Annotated in this window: 13 protein-coding genes; 10 read left to right on the top strand and 3 right to left on the bottom strand. The window is 76.1% G+C overall.

Going from position 1 to position 20,163, the window contains the following annotated elements:
- Positions 1–109: 109 nt before the first annotated feature.
- On the bottom strand, positions 110–1,891 hold the full coding sequence (locus ACF1AK_RS34350; protein WP_391502749.1) for a serine/threonine-protein kinase: 1,782 nt from the start codon (positions 1,889–1,891) through the stop codon (positions 110–112).
- A gap of 424 nt (positions 1,892–2,315) precedes the next feature.
- On the opposite strand from ACF1AK_RS34350, the gene ACF1AK_RS34345 reads away from it, so the two are divergent.
- Positions 2,316–5,219, top strand: a complete 2,904-nt coding sequence (locus ACF1AK_RS34345; RefSeq protein WP_391502748.1) for an N-acetylmuramoyl-L-alanine amidase — start codon at positions 2,316–2,318, stop codon at positions 5,217–5,219.
- Positions 5,220–5,304: 85 nt separating this feature from the next.
- Here the strand turns inward: ACF1AK_RS34345 and ACF1AK_RS34340 are convergent, their stop codons facing one another.
- Positions 5,305–5,589, bottom strand: coding sequence for a DUF6355 family natural product biosynthesis protein (locus ACF1AK_RS34340; RefSeq protein WP_391502747.1), 285 nt, complete (start codon positions 5,587–5,589; stop codon positions 5,305–5,307).
- Positions 5,590–5,768: 179 nt separating this feature from the next.
- Positions 5,769–6,053 (bottom strand): DUF6355 family natural product biosynthesis protein, encoded by a 285-nt coding sequence (locus ACF1AK_RS34335; RefSeq protein WP_391502746.1) that lies wholly within the window; start codon positions 6,051–6,053, stop codon positions 5,769–5,771.
- A gap of 206 nt (positions 6,054–6,259) precedes the next feature.
- On the opposite strand from ACF1AK_RS34335, the gene ACF1AK_RS34330 reads away from it, so the two are divergent.
- From ACF1AK_RS34330 to ACF1AK_RS34290, 9 genes are all read left to right on the top strand, one after another.
- On the top strand, positions 6,260–6,544 hold the full coding sequence (locus ACF1AK_RS34330) for a hypothetical protein (protein ID WP_391502745.1): 285 nt from the start codon (positions 6,260–6,262) through the stop codon (positions 6,542–6,544).
- Positions 6,545–6,757: 213 nt separating this feature from the next.
- The gene (locus tag ACF1AK_RS34325) at positions 6,758–8,605 is read left to right on the top strand and encodes a phage tail sheath family protein (RefSeq protein WP_391502744.1); all 1,848 of its coding nucleotides are present in this window, start codon (positions 6,758–6,760) and stop codon (positions 8,603–8,605) included.
- A gap of 7 nt (positions 8,606–8,612) precedes the next feature.
- The gene (locus tag ACF1AK_RS34320; RefSeq protein WP_350550005.1) at positions 8,613–9,137 is read left to right on the top strand and encodes a phage tail protein; all 525 of its coding nucleotides are present in this window, start codon (positions 8,613–8,615) and stop codon (positions 9,135–9,137) included.
- A 38-nt stretch (positions 9,138–9,175) separates the two neighbouring features.
- On the top strand, positions 9,176–9,880 hold the full coding sequence (locus tag ACF1AK_RS34315; protein ID WP_391502743.1) for a hypothetical protein: 705 nt from the start codon (positions 9,176–9,178) through the stop codon (positions 9,878–9,880).
- On the top strand, positions 9,873–10,562 hold the full coding sequence (locus ACF1AK_RS34310) for a hypothetical protein (protein WP_391502742.1): 690 nt from the start codon (positions 9,873–9,875) through the stop codon (positions 10,560–10,562). The genes ACF1AK_RS34315 and ACF1AK_RS34310 overlap by 8 nt, the downstream gene beginning before the upstream one ends.
- A gap of 16 nt (positions 10,563–10,578) precedes the next feature.
- Positions 10,579–11,847, top strand: coding sequence for a Pvc16 family protein (locus tag ACF1AK_RS34305; RefSeq protein ID WP_391502741.1), 1,269 nt, complete (start codon positions 10,579–10,581; stop codon positions 11,845–11,847).
- Between the two features lie 17 nt (positions 11,848–11,864).
- The gene (locus ACF1AK_RS34300; RefSeq protein ID WP_391502740.1) at positions 11,865–13,835 is read left to right on the top strand and encodes an ATP-binding protein; all 1,971 of its coding nucleotides are present in this window, start codon (positions 11,865–11,867) and stop codon (positions 13,833–13,835) included.
- The gene (locus ACF1AK_RS34295) at positions 13,826–14,152 is read left to right on the top strand and encodes a hypothetical protein (RefSeq protein WP_391502739.1); all 327 of its coding nucleotides are present in this window, start codon (positions 13,826–13,828) and stop codon (positions 14,150–14,152) included. The genes ACF1AK_RS34300 and ACF1AK_RS34295 overlap by 10 nt, the downstream gene beginning before the upstream one ends.
- Entirely contained in the window at positions 14,149–20,163 is a 6,015-nt protein-coding gene (locus tag ACF1AK_RS34290; RefSeq protein ID WP_391502738.1) for a DUF4157 domain-containing protein, read from the top strand. The genes ACF1AK_RS34295 and ACF1AK_RS34290 overlap by 4 nt, the downstream gene beginning before the upstream one ends.

Raw genomic sequence — 20,163 nt, 5'->3', positions numbered from 1 at the left:
ACTCGGGCGCCGGTGCGCGGCGGAGGCGGTGCGCCGGTGACGGCCCCCGGGGAGAGGACGGGCCGACGGAGCCGGCGGTTCCGGGAAGGCCTGCGGCCCCGGGCGTGCCTCAGCCCAGCTTCTGCAGCACCACGTACTGGTTCGGGGCGAGCAGGTCCGTGCTGTAGTGCAGGGTGCCGTCCGGCTGCATGGTGACCTGGCGGTAGACCGACCTGTCGGTGATGCACGCCGCGCCGGGCGAGGAGTCGGTCGTCCGGGAGGCGTAGGTGAGCCGGCTGTCGCCGGCCTCGCTGAGCGTCCACGCGCCTTCGCACCAGATGCCGGTCTTCGGCGTCTCGGCGCGGATGGTGCTCTTCTCCTCGCCCCTCGCCGACTGGAGGATCCTGAGGGTGACGGTGGTGACCGCCCCGTCCTCCGCCGTGCGCCGGCCCGCCCACGTCCCCAGGAACTCCGCGGGGACGGCGCCCTGCCCCGTCCGGTCCGTGGGGGACCCCTCCGGCCCGGGGCCGGTCGCGGCGGGGGCGGGCGGGGCGGCGGGGGCCGTCCGCTCCCCGGCCGCGGCGGTCCTCGCGCCGTCGTCCCCCAGCCGCTCGATCAGCAGGTATCCGCCGCCCAGCAGCAGGACGACGGCCAGCACCGCGGCCACCACGCCGTACCCGCGCCGACGGCGCGGCGGCCGGGAGTACGGCCCGTGGCCCGGGGCGGCGACCGGGCCCGGCGGCGTCGGGAACGGTGCGGAGTACGGGGCCGACGGGTGCGGGGCCGAGGCGTACGGGGCCGAGGCGTACGGCGCCGCGGGGGGCGGCGCCGCCCCGTACGCTCCGGCCGGACCGGCGGGCCCCGCGGCCGGCGGGCCGAAGCCCGGCGCGGGCGGGCCGGAACCGGGCGGCGCGGCCGGGACCGCGGGGGCGCCGCCGCCCGGGGCGGCTCCCGGCAGCCCGGCGGGCATCCGGCTCCCGGTGTCCGCCCCGGCCGGGGCCGTCCGCTCCCCCTCCAGGTCCAGCAGCTGCACGGCGCTGCGCCCGACCGCCGCCGCCAGCGCCGGAGGCAGCCAGTGCCCGTGGCCGAGCCGGGCGGCGGCCGCGCCGTCGGGGTCCAGCCGTTCCCGCAGCAGCGCGGGCGTCGGGCGGGCGGCCGGGTCCTTGGCCAGGCAGTCACGGACCAGGGGGTACAGCGGGCCGGCCAGTCCGGAGAGGTCGGGCTCCTCGTGCAGCACCCGGTAGAGCAGGACCGGCGCGCTCACCCCGGAGCCGAAGGGCATCGTGCCGCTCGCCGCGTACGCGAGGACCGCGCCGAGCGAGAAGACGTCACCGGCCGGCCCGGCGGGCAGTCCGTTCGCCTGCTCGGGCGACATGAAGCCCGGTGAGCCGAACACCTGGCCGGACCGGGTGAGCGCGGAGGTGGCGTCCAGGGCGCGGGCGATGCCGAAGTCGATCAGCCGCGGCCCGTCCAGGGTCAGCAGCACGTTCGACGGTTTGACGTCCCGGTGCACCAGCCCGAGGCCGTGCACATGGGCGAGCGCCGCGGCGAGGCCGACGCCGAGGGTGCGGACGGCGGGCTCCGGCAGCGGTCCGAACTCCCGGACGGCGGTGGTGAGCGCGGGCCCCGCGACGTAGCCGGTGGCCACCCAGGGCTGCCCGCTCCCGGTGTCCGCGTCCAGGACCGGCGGGGTCCAGGTGCCGCCGACCCGCCGGGCGGCCGCCACCTCCTGCCGGAACCGGGCCCGGAACTCGGCGTCCCCGGCCAGGTCGCGGCGGACCACCTTGACGGCGACGGTCCGCCCGCCCGTGCTCCGCCCGAGGTAGACCCGGCCCATTCCGCCCGCTCCGAGCCGCCGCAGCAGTCGGTACCCGCCCACCTGTCGCGGATCGTCCGCCGCCAGCGGCTCCATCGCCACCCTCCCCTCGAACGACCGGCGCGGCCGTCCCCGCCTCACGCGTCCCGCCGGACACCGGCGGTCCGGCACCGCCCCCGGGACAGGATCACGGCCCTGGAGGACCGTCAGATGATCATAGGCGCGCACCCCCGCGTTGCCGACCCCCCGTCAGTCCGCCCTCCCCCCAGGCCCTTCCCCGCGAATTTCCCGTGGCGTCGCCGGCGCGCCGTCGAGCCGCCCGCGCCGGCGCGATCACCGGTGCTACGCTGCCCGCCCCGAGTACGTTCCTGTCCGCCACCGCTGGTACGTTCGCCGTCGATCCAATCCGGTCGAACAGGAAGGTCGGTACCGACCGTTGACTCATCCATCCCGTATACGGCGGCCACGCTCGCCGCTGCGCACGGCCGTGGCCGTGGCGGCCTCGGCGGCAGCGTTCGGCATGGCCGCGAGCAGTGGCACGGCGGCCACAGCGGCACCGGCCGCGCCGGCTGCCGGGCTGCAGGCCCAGTTCGCGGCCGCGGCCAAGGAGTTCAAGGTCCCCGAGAGCGTCCTGCTGGCGGTCTCCTACCAGCAGACCCGCTGGGAGTCGCACCAGGGCCTGCCGAGCACCACCGGCAACTACAACGTCATGGGTCTCACCCAGGTCGACCTGGCGGCGGTCGCGGCGGCCCAGGCCGCCGGCCTGCCGGAGGTCGACCTGCGCGGTGACGGCGACGCCCCGGCCGCGCGCCGGGCGGCGGCCCCCGTCCCGGCGCCCCCGGCCGACAGCCCCGCGCTGCACACCCTGGAGGCCGCGGCCAAGCTGATCGGGCGGCCCGAGGCGGAGCTGCGCGAGAACACCCTGCAGAGCATCCGCGGCGGCGCGGCGCTCCTCGCCGAGCAGCAGCGCGGGGCGAAGAAGCCGCAGTCCGCCGACCCGGCCGCCTGGTACGACGCGGTGGTCCGCTTCAGCAACGGCGGTTCGCAGGGTCAGGGCTCCACCGAGGGCCAGGAGTTCGCGGACCGCGTGTTCGGCACCCTCAAGGTCGGCGCGGTCCGGACCACCTCCGAGGGCCAGCGGGTGGCGCTCGCCGCCGACCCGGCCGCCGCCGCGCACAGCCCGGCGGTCGACCGCGGGGTGGCGCGCGGCGTCGAGCGGCAGCCCGGATCGCGGGACACCGCGCTCGCCGCCGCTCCCGCCGCGGCACCGGCCGCCCCCTCGGCCGCGGCCGCCGACCCGATCGAGTGCCCGGCCACGCTGGGCTGCGACTTCCGGCCGGCCGGCTACGCGAAGAACAGCGCCGACGTCACCGACTTCGGCAACTACTCCGTCGCCAGCCGCTCCGGCGTGGACATCGACTACATCGTCATCCACGACACCGAGGGCGGCTACGCGGGCTCGCTGGCGACCTTCCAGAACCCGGCCACCCTGGCGAGCGCGCACTACCTGCTGCGTTCCAGCGACGGCCACGTCACCCAGATGGTGGCGAACAAGAACATCGCCTGGCACGCCGGCAACAAGACCTTCAACATGAACAGCGTCGGCATCGAGCACGAGGGCTACGCGCTGAGCGGGGCCAGCTGGTACTCGGAGCAGCTGTACCAGTCCTCGGCGACGCTCACCCGCTACCTGGCCGACCGGTTCGGGGTCCCGCTGGACCGCGAGCACATCATCGGCCACGACGAGGTCCCGGGACCGGTCCAGAGCTCCGTCAGCGGCATGCACTGGGACCCGGGCACGTTCTGGGACTGGAACCACTACATGGACCTGGTCGGCGGGCACGTCACGCCGGACCCGGGCTACACGGTCGGCGGCCGGATCACCATCAACCCGCCGTTCTCCAACGCCTACCGGCCGACGATCAACAACGTCGCGTCCCAGCCGGCGAACTTCGTCTACCTGTACAGCTCGCCCGGCGGTCCGCTGATCGGCAACGGCACCCAGAACGCCTCGGACTGGTCCGACAAGGCGGTGGCCGGCGCCAGCTACGTGGTCGCCGAGATCCAGGGCCAGTGGACCGCCATCTGGTACAACGGCCGCAAGGCCTGGTTCTGGAACGACGGCACCATGGCCGCCGCCGACAACCGCCCGGGCCAGTACGTGCTGACCCCGAAGGCCGGCCTGAGCAGTGTCGCGGTGTACGGCCGCTCGTACCCGGAGTACGCCGCCTACGACTACTTCCACGTCCCGGCGCCGAGCCCGAACATCGTCGCGCTGGACTACACCCTGCCCGCCGGCCAGCTCTACGTGCCGGCCTCCACCACGCCGGTGGCGGGCGCCTTCTACTACGCCCCGACCGTCGACGGCAGCGCGCCGTACGACCGCAGCTGGGTCACCGGCGGCGTCACGTACTACCCGATCCGGTACAACCACCGGCTCGCCTTCGTCTCGGCCGCCGACGTCGACCTCGTGCCGGCCCAGACCGACGTGCTGGCCAGCGGCGAGCGGGTGCAGCTGCTGGCGCAGACCGGCAGCGGCCCGGTGAACGCCGGTGCCAACTTCACCCGCGGCGTGTGGGAGAAGTACCACGCGATGCCGGCCGTCCCCGGCCCGGCGGACCCGAACCAGAGCTTCGGCGCGCTGTACATGGGCAGCCAGCTGCACGCGGTGACGGTCGCCAACGGGCACGTCTACACCGCCGACCGCAACCTCTACACCGGCGCGTGGACGCCCTGGTACGACCTCCAGGTCACCGGCGCGGCCGGACCGCTGTCGTCCCCCGTGACCGAGGTCGCGGTCGCGGCCACCGGGACGAAGATGCACGTGGTCGTAGTCTCCGGCGGCCGGCTGCTGGAGGCCGCCGCCGACTACTCCGCGGGCCGCTGGTACCCGTGGGGCGACATCTCCGGGGTGCTCGGCCTGTCGTCCGGTGCGCTGTCCCGGATCGCGGCGACCGCGAGCGGCAACGTGATGTACATCAACGGCGTCGGCACCGACGGCCACGTCTACAGCGCCGAGGCCGACTACAACCGCGGCGTCTGGGGCTTCGGCGACGTCACCGGCGCGGCCGGCCCGCTGAGCGGGACGATCACCGGCCTGACCACCGTCGCCGTCGGCTCGCAGCAGCACGTGCTGGCCCTGGTCGACGGCAAGGTCAAGCAGGCCACCGCCGACTACGCGGCCGGCCGGTGGAGCGGCTGGGGCGACGTCTCGGCCGTCACCGGGCAGACCGCCCCGCTGAGCAGGCTCTCGGCCACCTTCACCGGCACCAACCTCCGGCTGTTCGGCATCTACAACGGCCGGGTCGTCTGCGCCAACGGCGACTACGCCCTCGGCCGCTGGTCGAGCTGGATGGACACCCAGGCCCCGGGTGCGGCCGGCCCGATCGACCCGGCCACCACCGTGACGGTGGCCGGCGCCTGACCGGTCCCCGGACGCGCCGCTGCCCCCGACGGACATCCGTCGGGGGCAGCGGCGTTCCACGGGTCCGTTCCGGCCCGGTCGCGGTTCAGCAGTGGTCCTCGATCTTGTAGATGATCCACGCGTCCGAGTCGAACAGCGCCGACTGGCCCGGCTGGACACACCTCGTCGCGTGCCAGCCGTCGAAGTACAGCGCCTCGACCGTGATGGCGTGGTCCTCGCAGTTCCGGTAGTACTTGTACTCCCCGCTGGTGTACTGCTCGCAGGGGAGATCCGTTGCGGCTGCCCCGGCGGGGGCCGCCGGGACGAGGAGCGCGGCCCCGGTCACGATCGCGGCGAGGCCCGCCCTGAGGGAGTTCTTCGAGATGGACATGCCCGTCAGGGTGCGCCCCGGCCCTATATTTCCTCTACGACCGACCCTTGCGCGCACCGGCCGGTAGGCAGCCGCGGGCGTGCGCGGCGCCCCGCCGTTCCCCGCACGCGCCGCCGCCCCCGACGCGCGTCCGCCGGGGGCGGCGACGTCCTACGGGTCCGTGCCGGCCCGGTCGCGGTTCAGCAGTGGTCCTCGATCTTGATGATCAGCCACACGTCCGAACCGAACAGCTCCGACTGGCCCGGCTGAACGCACGCCCACGAGTGCCAGCCGTCCCAGTACTGCGCCTGAGCCTTGACCGCGTGGTCCTCGCAGTTCCGGTAGTACTCGTACCCGCCGCTGGTGTACTGGCCGCAGGGGAGATCCGTTGCGGCTGCCCCGGCGGAGGCCGCCGGGGCCAGGAGCGCGGCCCCGGTCACGATCGCGGCGAGGCCCGCCCTCAAGGAGTTCTTCGACATAGACATGCCCGTCAGGGTGCGCCCCGGCCCTATATTTCCTCTACGACCGACCCTTGCGCGCACCGGCCGGAAGGCGGGCCGGGGGGCGTGCGGCGCGGGGTGCGACCGGGAGTCCGATTCCGTGCGCCGGGGCTCGTGCGGGCGGAGGGCGTGTGGGCGGCGGATGCGGCGGGCAGCACCGCGACGGCAGAACCGTCGGCAGAGGAGGACCGATGTACCAACTCTCCCTCTCCCTGTGGCGCACGTGCGTCCCGTACGTCGTCGCGTTCCTCGTGGTGCAGGCCGCGCGGCTCGGCGTCGACCTCGACAACGCCTCCCTCACCGCCGCGCTGGTCACCGGCTTCGGCACGGCCTACTACGCGGCGTTCCGGTTCCTGGAGCACCGGTTCGGCGCGGCCTGGGGGTGGTTCCTGGGGGCCGCCCGGCCGCCGGCGTACCGGTCCGCGGCCCCCGCACCGGCCCGGTCCGAGGACCTCGACGTCCCCGAAGGCGGCTGACCCGGAATCCGGTACCGCTCATCGCCGTGGGGTTGCGGAGCGACCTGATCCGCAACCCCGAATACCAAGCGCGGTATGACAATTACCCTTTTCAATAAAGCCCTTGACGGGCAGTCGCCGGAATATCACACTGAGCCTGCCGATCCCTGCATCAGGATCTCCTGGAGCGCCATTTCCCCGGACCCTTGATGCACGAAGTGAACGGAGGGGGAATTGCCGACGACACCGACCTACCCGGGCGTCTACATCGAAGAGCTTCCCAGTGGCGTGCGCACCGTCACCGCGGTCAGCACGTCGGTGACCGCCTTCGTCGGGGCCACCCGGCGCGGACCGCTCGACCAGCCCGTCACCATCACCGGTTTCGCGGATTTCGAACGCCGTTTCGGCGGGCTCGCGAGCGACAGCCCGGTCAGTTACGCCGTCCAGCAGTTCTTCCTCAACGGGGGCTCGGTCGCGGTCGTGGTCCGGGTCGCCGCGGCCGGCACCGGCGCCGCCGCCGGCGTCACGCTCGGCTCGACCCAGACCTCCGCCGCCACCCCGGTCCTGGAGGTCACCGCGGTCGAACCGGGGCTCTGGGGCGCGGCGCTGCGGGTCGCCGTGGACTACCGGACGCCGACCCCGGCCGAGACCTTCAACCTCCAGGTCTCCGACACCTCCGGCGCCGTCCGGGAGTCCTTCACGGACCTCTCGGTGCGGGCCGCCGACCCCCGGTTCGCCGAGACGGTGGTCAACGGCGGCTCGGCCGTCGTCCGGGTGAAGGTCCTGGCGGCGAGCCGGCCGGACCCGGTGGGCACCGTCTCCAAGCCGTTCCCGGCCACGCTGCCGGACCTCACCCACGAGATCCAGGTCAAGATCGGCGACGTCGCGCGGACCGTCAGGATCCACGACCCGGCGGTGGACGGGCCCGCACCGGCCGGTGTCGCCGAACTCGCCCTCCTGCTGGAGCGCAAGCTGCGCGCCCTGCCGGACGCGCCGGGCCGGCGGGCCTTCGCCGGCACCCGGGTCAGCGTGTTCGGCCGGCAGGTGCAGGTCGTCGCGGGGTCCACCGACCCGGCCGACGTGGTGCGCTTCCTCGGCGAGGCCGCCAACGACCTCGGGCTGGAGGGCTCGGTCAGCCCGCCGGTGCTCGCCCTCACCGGCGGGCGGGACGGCGGGGCCCCCGGCCTGACCGACCTGATCGGCAGCGAGGCGGGCAAGACCGGCATCCAGGCCCTGCGTGACGTGCAGGACGTCAATCTGCTGGTGCTGCCGGAACTGGCGGGTTACGCCGACCTCGACGAGGCGGTCACGGTGGTCTCGGCCGCGCAGGCGCTCTGCGCGGAGAAGCGGATGTTCCTGATCGTCGACTCGCCGCAGGCGTGGACGACGCTGGACGCCGCCCGGGCGGGCCTGTCCGCCTTCGACTCGGTGCGCAGCGACCACGCGGCGCTGTACTTCCCGCACCTGGAGCTGGTCGACCCGCTCACCGGCCGGCTGCGCGCCTTCCCGCCCTCGGGCACCGTCGCCGGGGTGATGGCGCGCACCGACGGGCAGCGGGGCGTGTGGAAGGCCCCGGCGGGCACCGAGGCCGGTCTGCCCGGGGTGCGCGCACTGACCGTGCCGCTGACGGACCGGGAGAACGGCCTGCTGAACCCGCTCGCGGTCAACTGCCTGCGGACGTTCCCGGTGGTGGGCCCGGTGGTGTGGGGCGCCCGGACCATGGCCGGCGCCGACGTGCTGGGCTCGCCGTGGAAGTACGTGCCGGTGCGGCGCCTCGCGCTGATGCTGGAGGAGAGCCTCTACCGCGGCACCACCTGGGTCGTGTTCGAGCCCAACGACGAGCGGCTGTGGGCGCAGATCCGGCTGAACGTGGGTGCGTTCCTGCACACGCTGTTCCAGCAGGGCGCGTTCCAGGGCACCTCCGCGCGTTCGGCCTATTTCGTCAAGTGCGACAAGGACACCACCACGCAGGACGACATCAATCGTGGCGTGGTGAACGTCGTGGTCGGATTCGCGCCGCTGAAACCCGCGGAATTCGTGATCGTCAAGATCGAGCAGCTCGCCGGACAGTTCGAGGTTTAGGATCTCCATGGTCGAGTTCACCGTCAATCCGCACCGGTTCGATCCGTACAAGAACTTCAAATTCCTGGTCGTCTGGGACGGCCGGGTGGTCGCCGGGGTCAGCAAGGTCAGCCCGCTCAAACGCACCACCGAGGTGGTGAAGCACCGCAGCGGGGGCGATCCGAGCGCGCCGCGGAAGTCGCCGGGCCGCACCGACTTCGAGGCCGTCACCCTGGAGCGCGGCGTCACCCACGACCCGGAGTTCGACCGCTGGGCCAACAAGGTCTGGATGGTCGGCGCGGGCCGCGGGGCGGAGGTGTCACTGCGGGACTTCCGCAAGGACCTGGTGATCCAGGTGCTCAACGAGGCCGGCCAGGTGGCGGTCGCCCACAAGCTGTACCGCGCCTGGCCGAGCGAGTACCAGGTGCTCGGCGAACTCGACGCCAACGCCAACGCGGTGGCGATCCAGAGCCTCAAGCTGGAGGTGGAGGGCTGGGAGCGGGACGAGGAGACGCCCGAGCCCGAAGAACCGTCCTTCCAGCAGCCGGCCTGAGCGGCGGCACGGTGGAACCCGGCGGGCAGGACGCCCTGTTGGCCATCTGGGAGGCCGGACTGGCGGCCGGCCGCACCGGGCGGGCGCTGTTGCTGCACAGCGTCGCGCGTCCCGGCGCCGGCCCGGAGGAGCTCCTGGCCGTCCCGCTCGGCGAGCGGGACGCCGAACTGTTCGGCCTGCGCACCGCGCTGTTCGGCGAGCGGCTCACCATGCGGGCCGGCTGCCCGGGCTGCCCGGAGGAGCTGGAGTTCACGCTGGACGCCGGGCAGGTGGCCGGCGCCGCACGGCCGGTGCCCGGGCCGCTGCGGGTGGAGCTGGACGGCTGGCGGGTCGGCTTCCGCCCGGCCACCCCCGGTGACCTCGCCGCCGCCGAACAGGCCCCCGCCGGCCGGGCCCGAGCGGTCCTGCTGCAGCGGTGCGTGCTGACCGCGGAGCACGACGGGGAGCCGGTGGCCGCCAGGCAGCTCCCCGGACCGGTCCAACGGCGGATGGCCGAGGCCGCGGCCGCCGCCGACCCCTGCGCGGACATCCGGTTGAACCTCGACTGCCCCGGGTGCGGCCGGCAGGCCCTCGCCGAGCTGGACATCGCCTCCTACCTCTGGGAGGAGCTGGACGACTGGGCCCGGGCCACCCTGCTCGACGTCCATCTGCTGGCCACCGCCTACGGCTGGAGCGAGCCGGAGGTCCTGGCGCTCAGCCCGCTGCGGCGCCGCTACTACCTGGAGCTGTGTGCCGATGCCTGACCACTTCGACCGCCTGCTGGCGAAGAGCGACCCGGACCGGGCCGGCGTGCGGGTGCGTCCGCGCCTGCCGGGGCCGTTCGAACGGATCGAGACGCTCGGGCCGGCGCTGCCCGCCGCCGACGAGGAGCCGGGCACGCCGGAGCGGCGGCCCGCGCCCGCACCGCTCGCCCGGCCGTCGGCGGAGCCGCGCCCGACGGCACCGCCGGGGGCGCCCCCGGCGGCGGCCGGCGACGCGCGGCCGCCCGCCCCGCCCGTCCTTCCGCTGCCGCGCACACCGCTGCTGGTCCCGCCACCGGTGGCCCCGGCCCCCGCCCCCGCGCCGGGCGCCGCACCGGCGCTGCGGGCGGAGACCGCCCGGCCGACGGCCGTGCCGCCCGACGCCGCACCGCCCCTCGCCGCCGCCGGACCGGCGGCCGGGGCGCCGCCCGCCCCGGCACGGCCCGCCGTCGCTCCGGCGCCCGGACGGCGGACCACCGGACCGGCCGCCCCGCGTCACCCGGCCGGAGCCGGAACCGGCGCCCGGCGCCAACCCCGGCCGGCCGAACGGGTGGTGCGGGTCCGGATCGGCCGGGTCGAGGTCAGGGCCGCCGAACCCGCCCCGGCCGCACCGCGCGGACCGGCGGCCACCCGGCCGGCCCCGGCCGTCGGCCTGGACACCTACCTCTCCCGGGAGCCCTCATGACCGGGCGGGTGCGGCCATGAGCAACCACCTCGCGATCGCCACCGTGAGCGAGGCGCTGCGGCTGCTCATCACCCGCGCGCTCTCCCCCGACATCCCGTTCGCCGTCGAGGTCGGCACCCGCAAACCGCCGACCGAGCCGCCCGCCGACCCGACCGTCACCGTCTTCCTCTACCAGGTCACGCCCAACGCCTCGCTGCGCAACCTCGACGCACCCACCCGCGCGGCCGACGGCACCCTGCTGACCCGCCCGGCCGCCGCCCTCGACCTGCATTACCTGATCAGCTGCTACGGCGAGGAGTCCCAGCTGGTCGGCCAGCGGCTGCTCGGCTGCGTGGTCCGGGCGCTGACCGAACAGCCGGTGCTGTCGCGGCGGTTGATCGAGGAGGCGGCCGACCGGCCGTACCTGGCGGGGAGCGACCTGGCGGCCTCCCCGCAGCGGGTGCGCCTCACGCCCACGCCGATGGACGTCGACGAGCTGTCCAAGCTGTGGACCACCCTGTTCCAGACCCCCTACGCGCTGTCCGTCGTCTACCAGGCCACCGCCGTCCTCGTCGAGGGCAGGGCCGACCCGGTGGCCGGACGGCCCGTGCTGCGCCGCACCGTGCGGGCCGTGCCGTCCCGGGGGCCGGTCGTCGAGCGGGTGCGCTCCCGGCCGGCCGGGTCCCGGGGCACCCCCGAGGACGGGCCGGTGACCAGGGACCGGGAACTGGTGCTGGACGGCACGGGCCTGCGCGCGGACCTGGTCGTGGCCCGGCTCGGCGAGCGGCGGGTCCCGGTCGGGGCGGACGGCGTCCGCGACGACCGGCTGGTGGTCGCCGTACCGGAGGACCTGCCGCCCGGCGTGCACCAGGTGCAGGTGCTGCACGGACTCGCGCTGGACGGCCGGCCCGCCGCCGACCACCTCGCCGTGGAGTCCAACGCACAGAGCTTCGCGCGCCAGCCGCGGATCGTCGCCCCGATCGGCACCACGGACCGGCGCGTCGGACCGGACGGGGTGTCGGCCCGGCTGACCGTCCGGCTGGACCTTCCGCTGCAGGACGACCAGCACGTCCTGTTGCTGCTGGACGAGTCGCACCCGCCCCCCGGGCGGCCCGGGGCGAGCCACCGGTTCCGGGCCCCCGCACCGTCCCGGCCGCGCCCCGACCCGTACGAGGTCCGGGTGCCGGTCACCGGCGTACGCCCGACGGCGTACCTGGCCCGGGTCCAGGTCGACGGCGTGCCCAGCGCGTTGACGGTGGCCGCCGACGGGTCCTTCAGCGGCCCCGCCGTGGATCTGACGCACTGACCGGAGAGGGGGGAGCGATGAGCACGAGCCACGGGCAGGACCCGCACGAGCCGCACCGGCAGGCGCTGTCGGCCGCGGTCGCCGCCGTGCTCGAAAGGATCGACGCGCACGCGGCGGGCCGCACCGACCGGCCGCCGCCCGGTGATCCCCCGCGGCCCGGTGATCCCCCGCCGCCCGCCTCCGCGCCCGCCACGGCCCTGGACGCCCTCACCGCGGACTTCGGGCTCACCCCGTTCGAGCGCGACGTCCTGGTGCTGGCCGCCGCCCCCGCCGTCGACCCCACCGCCACCGCCCGGTGCGCCGCGGCCGGCGGTGACCCCGGGCGCGCCCACCCCACCTTCTCGCTCGCCCTCGCCGCCCTGGACCGGCCGCACTGGAGCGCGCTGACCCCGGTGGGTCCGCTGCGCCGGTTCCGGCTGGTCGAACCGGACGACGAGACCGCGCTCACCACCTCCCGGCTGCGGATCGACGAGCGGGTGCTGCACTTCCTGGTCGGCGTGCCCTACCTGGACGCGCGGCTGCACGGCCTGCTCACCCGGATCGGCCCGCCCGGCGGGCTGCCAGGCCCGCACGAGCGGTGCGCGGCCGAGCTGGCCCGGGCCTGGACCTCGGCCGGACCGGCCGGCCCGCCGCACGCCGAACTGACCGGCGCCGACCGCCGCACCCGCCGGGAGATCGCGGCGGCGGCCGCCCACCGCGCCGGCCTCGCCCTCTACGCCGTGCACCGCGAGGACCTGCCCACCGCGCCCGCGGAGCGCGAGCGGCTCGCCCGGCTCTGGCAGCGGGAGGCGATCCTGATCCCGGCCGCCCTGCTGGTGGAGGGCGGCGAACCGGACCGGGAGCGTCCGCCGTCCCCGAACGCCGTGGAGTCCTTCCTCGGGAGCCTCGCGGTCCCGCTGGTCGTGTCCGGCGACGAGCCCGCGCCCGCGGGGGTCTCGGACCGCGCCCGGCTGACCGTGCCCCCGCTCGGCCCCGAGGAGCAGCTCGCGGTCTGGACCGCCGCCCTGGACGGCGCCCCCGGCCTCACCGACGGCGGACTCCGCTCCCTGGCCGCGCAGTTCTCGCTGCCGGGCCATGTGATCCGGGCCGCCGCGGCGACCGCCCGGCGGGCCGCCGAGGACGGCCGGGACATCAGCCCGCTCGCCTGGCACGCCGGGCTGGCGGAGGCCCGGATGTCACTGGACGAGCTGGGGCGGCGGGTCGAACCGCGCGCCGGCTGGGAGGACCTCGTGCTGGAGGAGCGCCAGCGCTCGACCCTGCGCGAGATCGTCGCCCACGTCCGCCGGCGCGGCACGGTCTACCAGGAGTGGGGCTTCGAGGCGGTGCTGCGCCGCGGCCTCGGCGTCACCGCGCTGTTCGCCGGCGGGTCGGGCACCGGGAAGACCCTGGCGGCCGAGGTGGTCGCCGGGCAGCTCGGCGTCGACCTGTTCGTCATCGACCTCTCCCAGGTCGTCAGCAAGTACATCGGCGAGACCGAGAAGAACCTCCGTCGGGTCTTCGACGCGGCCGAACGCGGCGGCGCCCTGCTGCTCTTCGACGAGGCCGACGCGCTGTTCGGCAAGCGCAGCGAGGTCAGGGACAGCCATGACCGCTACGCCAACCTGGAGGTCAGCTACCTGCTGATGCGGATGGAGGCCTACCGGGGCCTGGCCGTGCTCACCACCAACATGAGGAAAGCGCTGGACCCGGCGTTCCTGCGGCGGATCAGGTTCGTGGTCGACTTCCCGTTCCCCGGGGTGCCGGAGCGCGCCGAGATCTGGCGGCGGGTCATCCCCGCGCAGACGCCCAGCCGGGGCCTCGACCCGGAGCGGCTCGCCCAGCTCACCGTGACCGGCGGCTCCATCCGCAACATCGCGCTGGCCGCCGCCTTCCGGGCCGCCGACGAGGACTGCCCCCTGCAGATGCGGCACCTGCTGGCCGCCGCGCACACCGAGTACCTGAAGCTGGAGCGCTCCCTGACGCCCTCGGAGGTCTGCGGATGGACCTGACCGGAGGATCGACCGGGGGAACGGCCGGGGGGCCGAGCGGGCGGATCGAGGTCGAGATCGGCGAACTGGTCCTCGACGGCTTCGCGCGGATCGACCACGACCGGCTGACGGCGGCGTTCCACAGCGAGCTCACCCGCCTGGTGGCGGCACGCGGCGTGCCGCTCGCGACCGGCGGTGACCTCGCGCTGGACTCCGTCTCCGGGCTGCCGCCGCTGCCGGCCGGCGCCTCCCCCCGGCGGCTCGGCGAGGCACTCGCCCGCGCCGTGCACACCGGGCTGTCCGGCGGGGGCCGGCCGCCGGAACGGGGGCGGCCATGACCCGGATCGCCGCCACCGCCGCGGCCCCGAAGGATGCCGAGCAGGGCGCGGACCGGCGTAGGACCAGGGCGCCGAGGGCCCGGACACCCGAACCGAAGGAGATCGTCTCCGGCGCCGGCCAGCCGCTCGACCCGGGCGTGCGCCGGGAGCTGGAGGCACGGCTCGGGCACGACCTCGGCCGGGTCCGGGTGCACACCGACCGGGACTCCGCCGCGCTGACCGAGCTGCTCGGCGCGGACGCCGTCGCCGTCGGCCCGGACCTCTTCTTCGGCGAGGGCAAGTACCGGCCGTCCGCCGAGGACGGCCGACGACTGCTCACCCATGAGCTGCTGCACACCGTCCAGGCCCCGGATCCGCTCGGTGTGCTGCGGGCCGGCCGCGACCTGGGCGCGGTCAGCCTGCCGCAGGACGCGGTCGAACGGGAGGCGGAGCGCGGCGCGCGCGACGACCGTCCGGCCAGCGCGACACCGGGCGCCACCCCCGGCTGGCTGCGGTACGCGACCGTCGACGCCGACCGGTTCCGCACCGAGCGGCTCGATCCGGCCACGCTGGTCGACCGCCTGGCAGCCGGCATCCTGCGCTCGCTGCGCGGGGACCCGACCGACTCCTCCGGCCGGGTCCGGCTGCAACTCGCCCGCTTCGCGCCGGAGTTGCAGGCCTCGGTGCTCGCCCGGCTGGCGGACCGGCTGCCGTCCTCGGACTACACCCGGGTGCTGGAGCTGGTCGAGGCCGCCGAGCACCGCCCGGCCGACGTCGACGGCGCGCAGACGCCCGCGCCGGTCACCGAGAGCACCGAACCGGCCGAACCCGCCGAACCGGCCGAACCCGCCGAGCAGACCGAGCAGTCGCCGTCGCAGACCGGCCAGAGCGGCCAGAGCAACCAGAGCGACCACGAGCACGGGCCGACCCCGCCGCCGGACCGGGAGACCGGGCCGCCGGAGGAGCAGCAGGACGCCCAGCAGGCTCGGCCGGACGCGGAGCCGGCGGAACAGCCGACGAGCGCGCCGGAGGCACCCGTGGCGGGCCCCGGGGCCGCCGCCCCCGGGGCCGCGACACCGGGGACCGGACCGGAGCCCGCGCCGGAGGCGGTCGCCCCCGGTGCCGGAGCGTCCGAGGCCGGAGCGCCCGAGGCCGGGCAGCCGGACGCCGCCACCCGTCCCTCGGCCGGGACGACGCCGCGCGAGCCCGCCGCCGGCCCGCCGCCGCAGCCCGCGCCGGTCAGGCCCGAGCGGCTGGACGCGGTCGCGCAGGCCCCGGACGGCCCGCTCGCCCGGCACGGGTTGCTGGAGGGCGAGGGCCCGCAGGGCGACGTCCGGGACGAGGAGCGGCCGTTGGGCCTGGAGCCCGGCGCGGACGCCGAGGTGCCCGACACCGCCGGCGCGGACCGCGGGCAGCCGCCGCTGCCGACCGACCCCGGGCCGGAGCTGAGGCCCGGGGACTTCCTCCCCACGGCGGACCCCGAGATGTCCGCCGTCCCGACCCTCGACCGGATCCAGCCCTCGGCGGACGGCCTGCCGGCCACGGCGGCCGCGGCACCGGCGTTCCCCGAGCCGCCCGCGACCAGGGCCGAGCAGGTCCAGGACGAGCGGGCGGGCCGGCCGGAGGCCGAGGAGGACCCGGCGCCGGCCCCCGGACCGGCCGAGCCCGGGACCGCGCCGCCACCGGCCGCCGACGCGAGCCGCGCAACCGGGGAAGCCGAGGAGACCCAGGAGACCCAGGAGAGCGAGGGGAACGAGGACCGGGCCGGCCGCGGCCTCCGGCCGGAACGGCCGGAAGAACCGGAGACCCAGGCCGCCGCCGGACCCGCCGAACCCGCCGCCCCGGAGCCCGAGCCACAACCGCAGCCACACCCGCAGCCGGAGGCGCCCGCCGAGCCCGCGCCCCCGCCCGAGCCGGGCGCCCCGGAGCGCACCGCCGCGCCGGTCTCCCCCGCCGCCACCCGCGCGCCGGTCGGCGGCGACACCCCGGACGCCTCCCCCGAGCAGACCCCCGCCCCCGCTCCCGGCCCGGCGGCCGACCGGACCGACGCACCGGCCGAGCCCACCGTCCGGCCCGCCCCGGAGGCCTCCCTGGAATCCGGCGGCGGCGCCTGCGCGGGCCCGCCGCAGCCCACCACCGAGGCGGAGCCGGACGGTGCCGGTGCTCCCGCCGACGGCGGCGTCTGCGCGGCCGGGGGCGCCGCGGGGGGCGCGGTCGGGGCCCCGGCCGGGCCGCAGGAGCAGCCGGCCGCGCCCGACGTCTCCGCCCAGGACCCGCCGAGCGCCCTCGCCACCGCCGCGAGCCTGCCGCCCGACCGGATGGCCGCCGCACTGGACGGCGTGGACGGGTCGGTGGACCGCACGGTCACCGAGCAGCACGCCCGGTTGCGGGCGGCCCCGCCGTCCCTGCGGCGCCCGTCCGGGGCCCCGCGCACCCGGTCCGGCCCGCCCGAGGCCGCGCCGCCGGCCGGGGCGGTGACGGAGCGGCTGGAACGGGTCGGCCCGGCGGGCGCGGACGGCGCGCGGCAGGAGGCCGGCCCGTCCCGGCAGGCCGGGGGCCGCAACCCCGGTGACCGGGTCACCGCACCGCACGTCGCCGACGACGCGAGCACCCGGGTCTCGCCGCAGGAGGTGCAGCGGCTGCAGGGCGCCGTCGACGGCGTGCCCTCGACCGACCCGGCGCTGAACACCACGGTCGGCCCGGCGCCCCGGGTGGAGCTGACCGGCGAGAGCGATCCGGCGCGCACCGACGCGCAGGCGGCGAAGCTCAAGGACAGCGCGGCCAGGATCCTCGGCGTCGGCCGGGAGGACGCCGCCAGGCCGATGGGCGAGGACCGGATCGACCCGGCCGTGCCGGAGGAGACCCTCACCGCCTCCGTCCCGGGCGGCGGCCGCCCGCGCGCCGCCGGTCCCGGACGCACCGTCGACGCCGGCCCCGACGCCGGCCCCGGGGTCGGCATCGTGGCCCAGCAGGAGCGGGGCCCGCAGCTCCGGGCCGCCGCCGGCCGGGGCCGGGACCGGCTGGGCTCCGAGCAGGCCGCACAGCGGCAGGGCGAGACCGAGGCGCGCCGCCGGCACGAGGCCGAGGTCGACCGGGCGGTGGCCGACAACGCCGAGGCCCAGGCCGGTGAGCGGAGCGACGCCGCGGCGAAGGTGCGGGCCGAACGCGAGCAGTGGCGCGGCGAGCAGGACCAGCGGATCTCCGCCGCGGACCAGGAGGCCGGCGCCGAGCACCGGGACAGGACCGGCCGGATCGACGGCAGGCGCGCCGAGGCCGACCGGGAGGTCGAGGACCGCCGGGAGCAGGACAACCGGAGGATCCAGGACAGGCGCAGGGAGGCCGAGGAGAAGGCGCAGCGGGAGAAGGAGCGCAAGAAGGAGGAGTCCGAGGGCTGGTGGGGCTGGGTCAAGTCCAAGGTGAAGGCGGCCTTCGACGCGCTGGTCGAGGCGGTCACCAAGGTCTTCGACCACTTCCGCGGCCTGGTCAACGCGATCATCGACGGCTTCCGCAGCTTCGCGAACCGGGCGATCGACCAGGTGCGGAAGTTCGCCGTCGAGCTGATCAACGGGCTGGCGGACGCGCTGATCAGGATCTGCGACGTCCTGCTGGCGGCCTTCCCCGAACTGCGGGACCGGTTCCGCAGGAGGATCGAGGAGTGGCGCGACCGGGCCGTCGCCAAGGTCGACGCGTGGGCGGACGGGCTCAGGAACGCCGTCAACACGCTGCTGGACGCGCTGGCGGCCGGTCTGAACGCCCTGCTGGACGCGCTGGAGGCGGGGCTGAAGGCCGCGGTCGAGGCGGTCCGGCGGGCCGTGCTGGACGCGATCGACTTCGTGCGGAAGGCGATCGCGGTCTTCGGCGAGTTCGCCGTCCTGATCGGCGACGTCGCCGCCGATCCGGGCGGCTGGCTGAAGAAGCTGGGCACGGCGGCGGTCGACGGCGTCCGGCTGCATCTGTGGGGTGCGGTCAAGCGCGCGGTGAGGCAGTGGTTCGACCAGAAGGTGGAGTCGGTCGTCGGCCTGACCTCCACGCTCGTCGACGTCCTGGTCAAGGGCTGCCTCACGATGGCGCGGATCGGCCGGATGGCCTGGCAGGCGATCGTCGCCGCACTGCCGGGGATGATCGTCTCGATCGTCGTCGAGAAGCTGGTGTCGCTGATCGTGCCGGCCGCGGGCGCGGTGCTGGCCGTCATCCAGGGTCTGGTGGCGGCGTGGAACAGCGTCAGCAGGATCGTCGCCGCGATCGGGAAGTTCGTGGCCTTCCTCAAGGCGGTCAAGTCCGGGTCGGCCGCGTGCCTGTTCGCCGACGCGGTCGCGGCGGGCGTGGTGGCGCTGCTGGACTTCATCTCCACCTTCCTGCTCGGCAGGCTCAAGAGCGCCGGCAGGGCGGTCGGCGCCAGGCTCAGGGGGATCGCCCAGAAGATCCTCAAGGGTCTGGCCAGGGCGGGCCGGGGTGCCCGCAAGGCGGCCGGAAGCGCCGTCAACAGGGCCCGGGCGAGCCTGCGCCGGGCCACCCGGGCGCTCCGCCCCTCCCCCGGGCGGCCGGCCCGGCCCGTACGGCCGGCCCGGCCCACCGTCCGGCACCCGCAGCGCCCCGCCGCCGCCGGACGCCCGCACCGCGAGGCCGCCCGCCCGAAGGCCGCGCCCCGTCGCCCGGCCTCCGCCGTCGCCCGCGCGCTCCACGCCTCCCGGCGGACCGTCCGGGCCGCCCTCGGCCGCGTGCGGACCGCCGCCCGCGCCCTCGGCCGCAAGCTCCTCGGCAGCAGGCTCGGCCGCGCCCTCACCACCGGCGCCCGGCGGATCCGCGACGCCTACCGCAAGCAGCGCGACCGCCTGCGCGACTGGCGGCAGAGGCGGCGGCAGCAGCGCGCCGCCCGCCGCGAGCGCGAGAACTCGCCCCGGGCGAAGCAGCAGCGCCTGGACCTGATCGTCGCCCGGATCCGGCCGCGGATCGGGCGGCTGCTGGCCCGCGGCGTGCGGCAGCTGGTGCTGCGGCCCGTGCTGGCCGGGATGCGGGCCTGGTACCGGCTCACCGGGCTGGCGGAGGCCGGCGGGCCGGCCTTCACCGTCGAGGCCCTGCTCAACCCGAAGGCCACGGCCGGGGGCGGCTTCGAGCTGACGGACGCGGAGATCCGCGCGATCATCCGGAAGCAGGCGGAGGGCCTGCTGGACCGCGCCGACGTCATCGACGTCGCGGTGCGCCTGCGGCTCGTCAAGTACCGGGCCCAGGCCGACGCCGTCAACCAGGCGCTGGTGATCCAGGGGTCGAAGGACATCCCCGGCGTCGTCAGGTACCTGCGGGAGCGCGGCTCGTCCCTCCACCTCTCGGCCGCCCAGGGCGGTCCGCTCGTCGTCCCGCCGTACGCCATCGGCACCGGGAGGGTGGACCGCTACCTGGTCGGTCCGGACGCCGAACCGGTGGGCGAGCAGAAGCAGAAGCGGGGCGCCCTCAACTCGATGACCATGGGGGTCACCAAATACCACGAGCTCGTCGGCGACCTGAAGCGCGTCGGCCTGACCGACATGGACTTCGCCATGGCGCTGCGGGCCTACAGCACCAACAGCCACCTGCCGCCCTCGTTCACGGCGGAGCAGCGGGCCCTGGTGCGCAGCACGCACTGGCTGATGTTCGTGCGGGAGTCCGTCCGGAGCCCCGCCAACCTCGGCTACGCGGCGATGACGACCGATCTCCTGGCCCGCGGACCGAACGCCGGCGGGCTGGACCGGACGCAGGCGTTCGCCGAGTACGAGGGCAAGCGCCGGGGCGAACGGGGGCGGTTCCCGATGTCGATGGTGAAAGCCGTGCCGGCCGCCCGCGCCCTCAAGCAGGAGGAGGCCGGTCAGCAGAAGGGCTTCGACGCCGCGAAGGCCGATCGCGACGAACTGCGCTTCCGCGAGTTGCAGCTCGGCGAGGCCTGGGCCCGCGCCCACACCGGCGGCCTGGGGATCCTCGCCGCCACGGAGGACGAGACCGTCAGGAAGGGCGAGAAGCTCGTCCAGGACTTCCTGCGGAACTTCTACGGCCTGACATGA

Origin of the sequence: Kitasatospora sp. NPDC015120, from assembly GCF_043080305.1 — a bacterium.
Classification (GTDB): Bacteria; Actinomycetota; Actinomycetes; order Streptomycetales; family Streptomycetaceae; genus Kitasatospora.
This window is presented reverse-complemented; position numbering and strand designations above follow the sequence as displayed.

Excerpts from the sequence above, each read along its gene's own strand:
- ACF1AK_RS34350 (WP_391502749.1), bottom strand. The coding sequence starts at position 1,891 with ATGGAGCCGCTGGCGGCGGACGATCCGCGACAGGTGGGCGGGTACCGA.
- ACF1AK_RS34345 (WP_391502748.1), top strand. The coding sequence starts at position 2,316 with ATGGCCGCGAGCAGTGGCACGGCGGCCACAGCGGCACCGGCCGCGCCG.
- ACF1AK_RS34340 (WP_391502747.1), bottom strand. The coding sequence starts at position 5,589 with ATGTCCATCTCGAAGAACTCCCTCAGGGCGGGCCTCGCCGCGATCGTG.
- ACF1AK_RS34335 (WP_391502746.1), bottom strand. The coding sequence starts at position 6,053 with ATGTCTATGTCGAAGAACTCCTTGAGGGCGGGCCTCGCCGCGATCGTG.
- ACF1AK_RS34330 (WP_391502745.1), top strand. The coding sequence starts at position 6,260 with ATGTACCAACTCTCCCTCTCCCTGTGGCGCACGTGCGTCCCGTACGTC.
- ACF1AK_RS34320 (WP_350550005.1), top strand. The coding sequence starts at position 8,613 with ATGGTCGAGTTCACCGTCAATCCGCACCGGTTCGATCCGTACAAGAAC.
- ACF1AK_RS34310 (WP_391502742.1), top strand. The coding sequence starts at position 9,873 with ATGCCTGACCACTTCGACCGCCTGCTGGCGAAGAGCGACCCGGACCGG.
- ACF1AK_RS34305 (WP_391502741.1), top strand. The coding sequence starts at position 10,579 with ATGAGCAACCACCTCGCGATCGCCACCGTGAGCGAGGCGCTGCGGCTG.
- ACF1AK_RS34300 (WP_391502740.1), top strand. The coding sequence starts at position 11,865 with ATGAGCACGAGCCACGGGCAGGACCCGCACGAGCCGCACCGGCAGGCG.
- ACF1AK_RS34295 (WP_391502739.1), top strand. The coding sequence starts at position 13,826 with ATGGACCTGACCGGAGGATCGACCGGGGGAACGGCCGGGGGGCCGAGC.
- ACF1AK_RS34290 (WP_391502738.1), top strand. The coding sequence starts at position 14,149 with ATGACCCGGATCGCCGCCACCGCCGCGGCCCCGAAGGATGCCGAGCAG.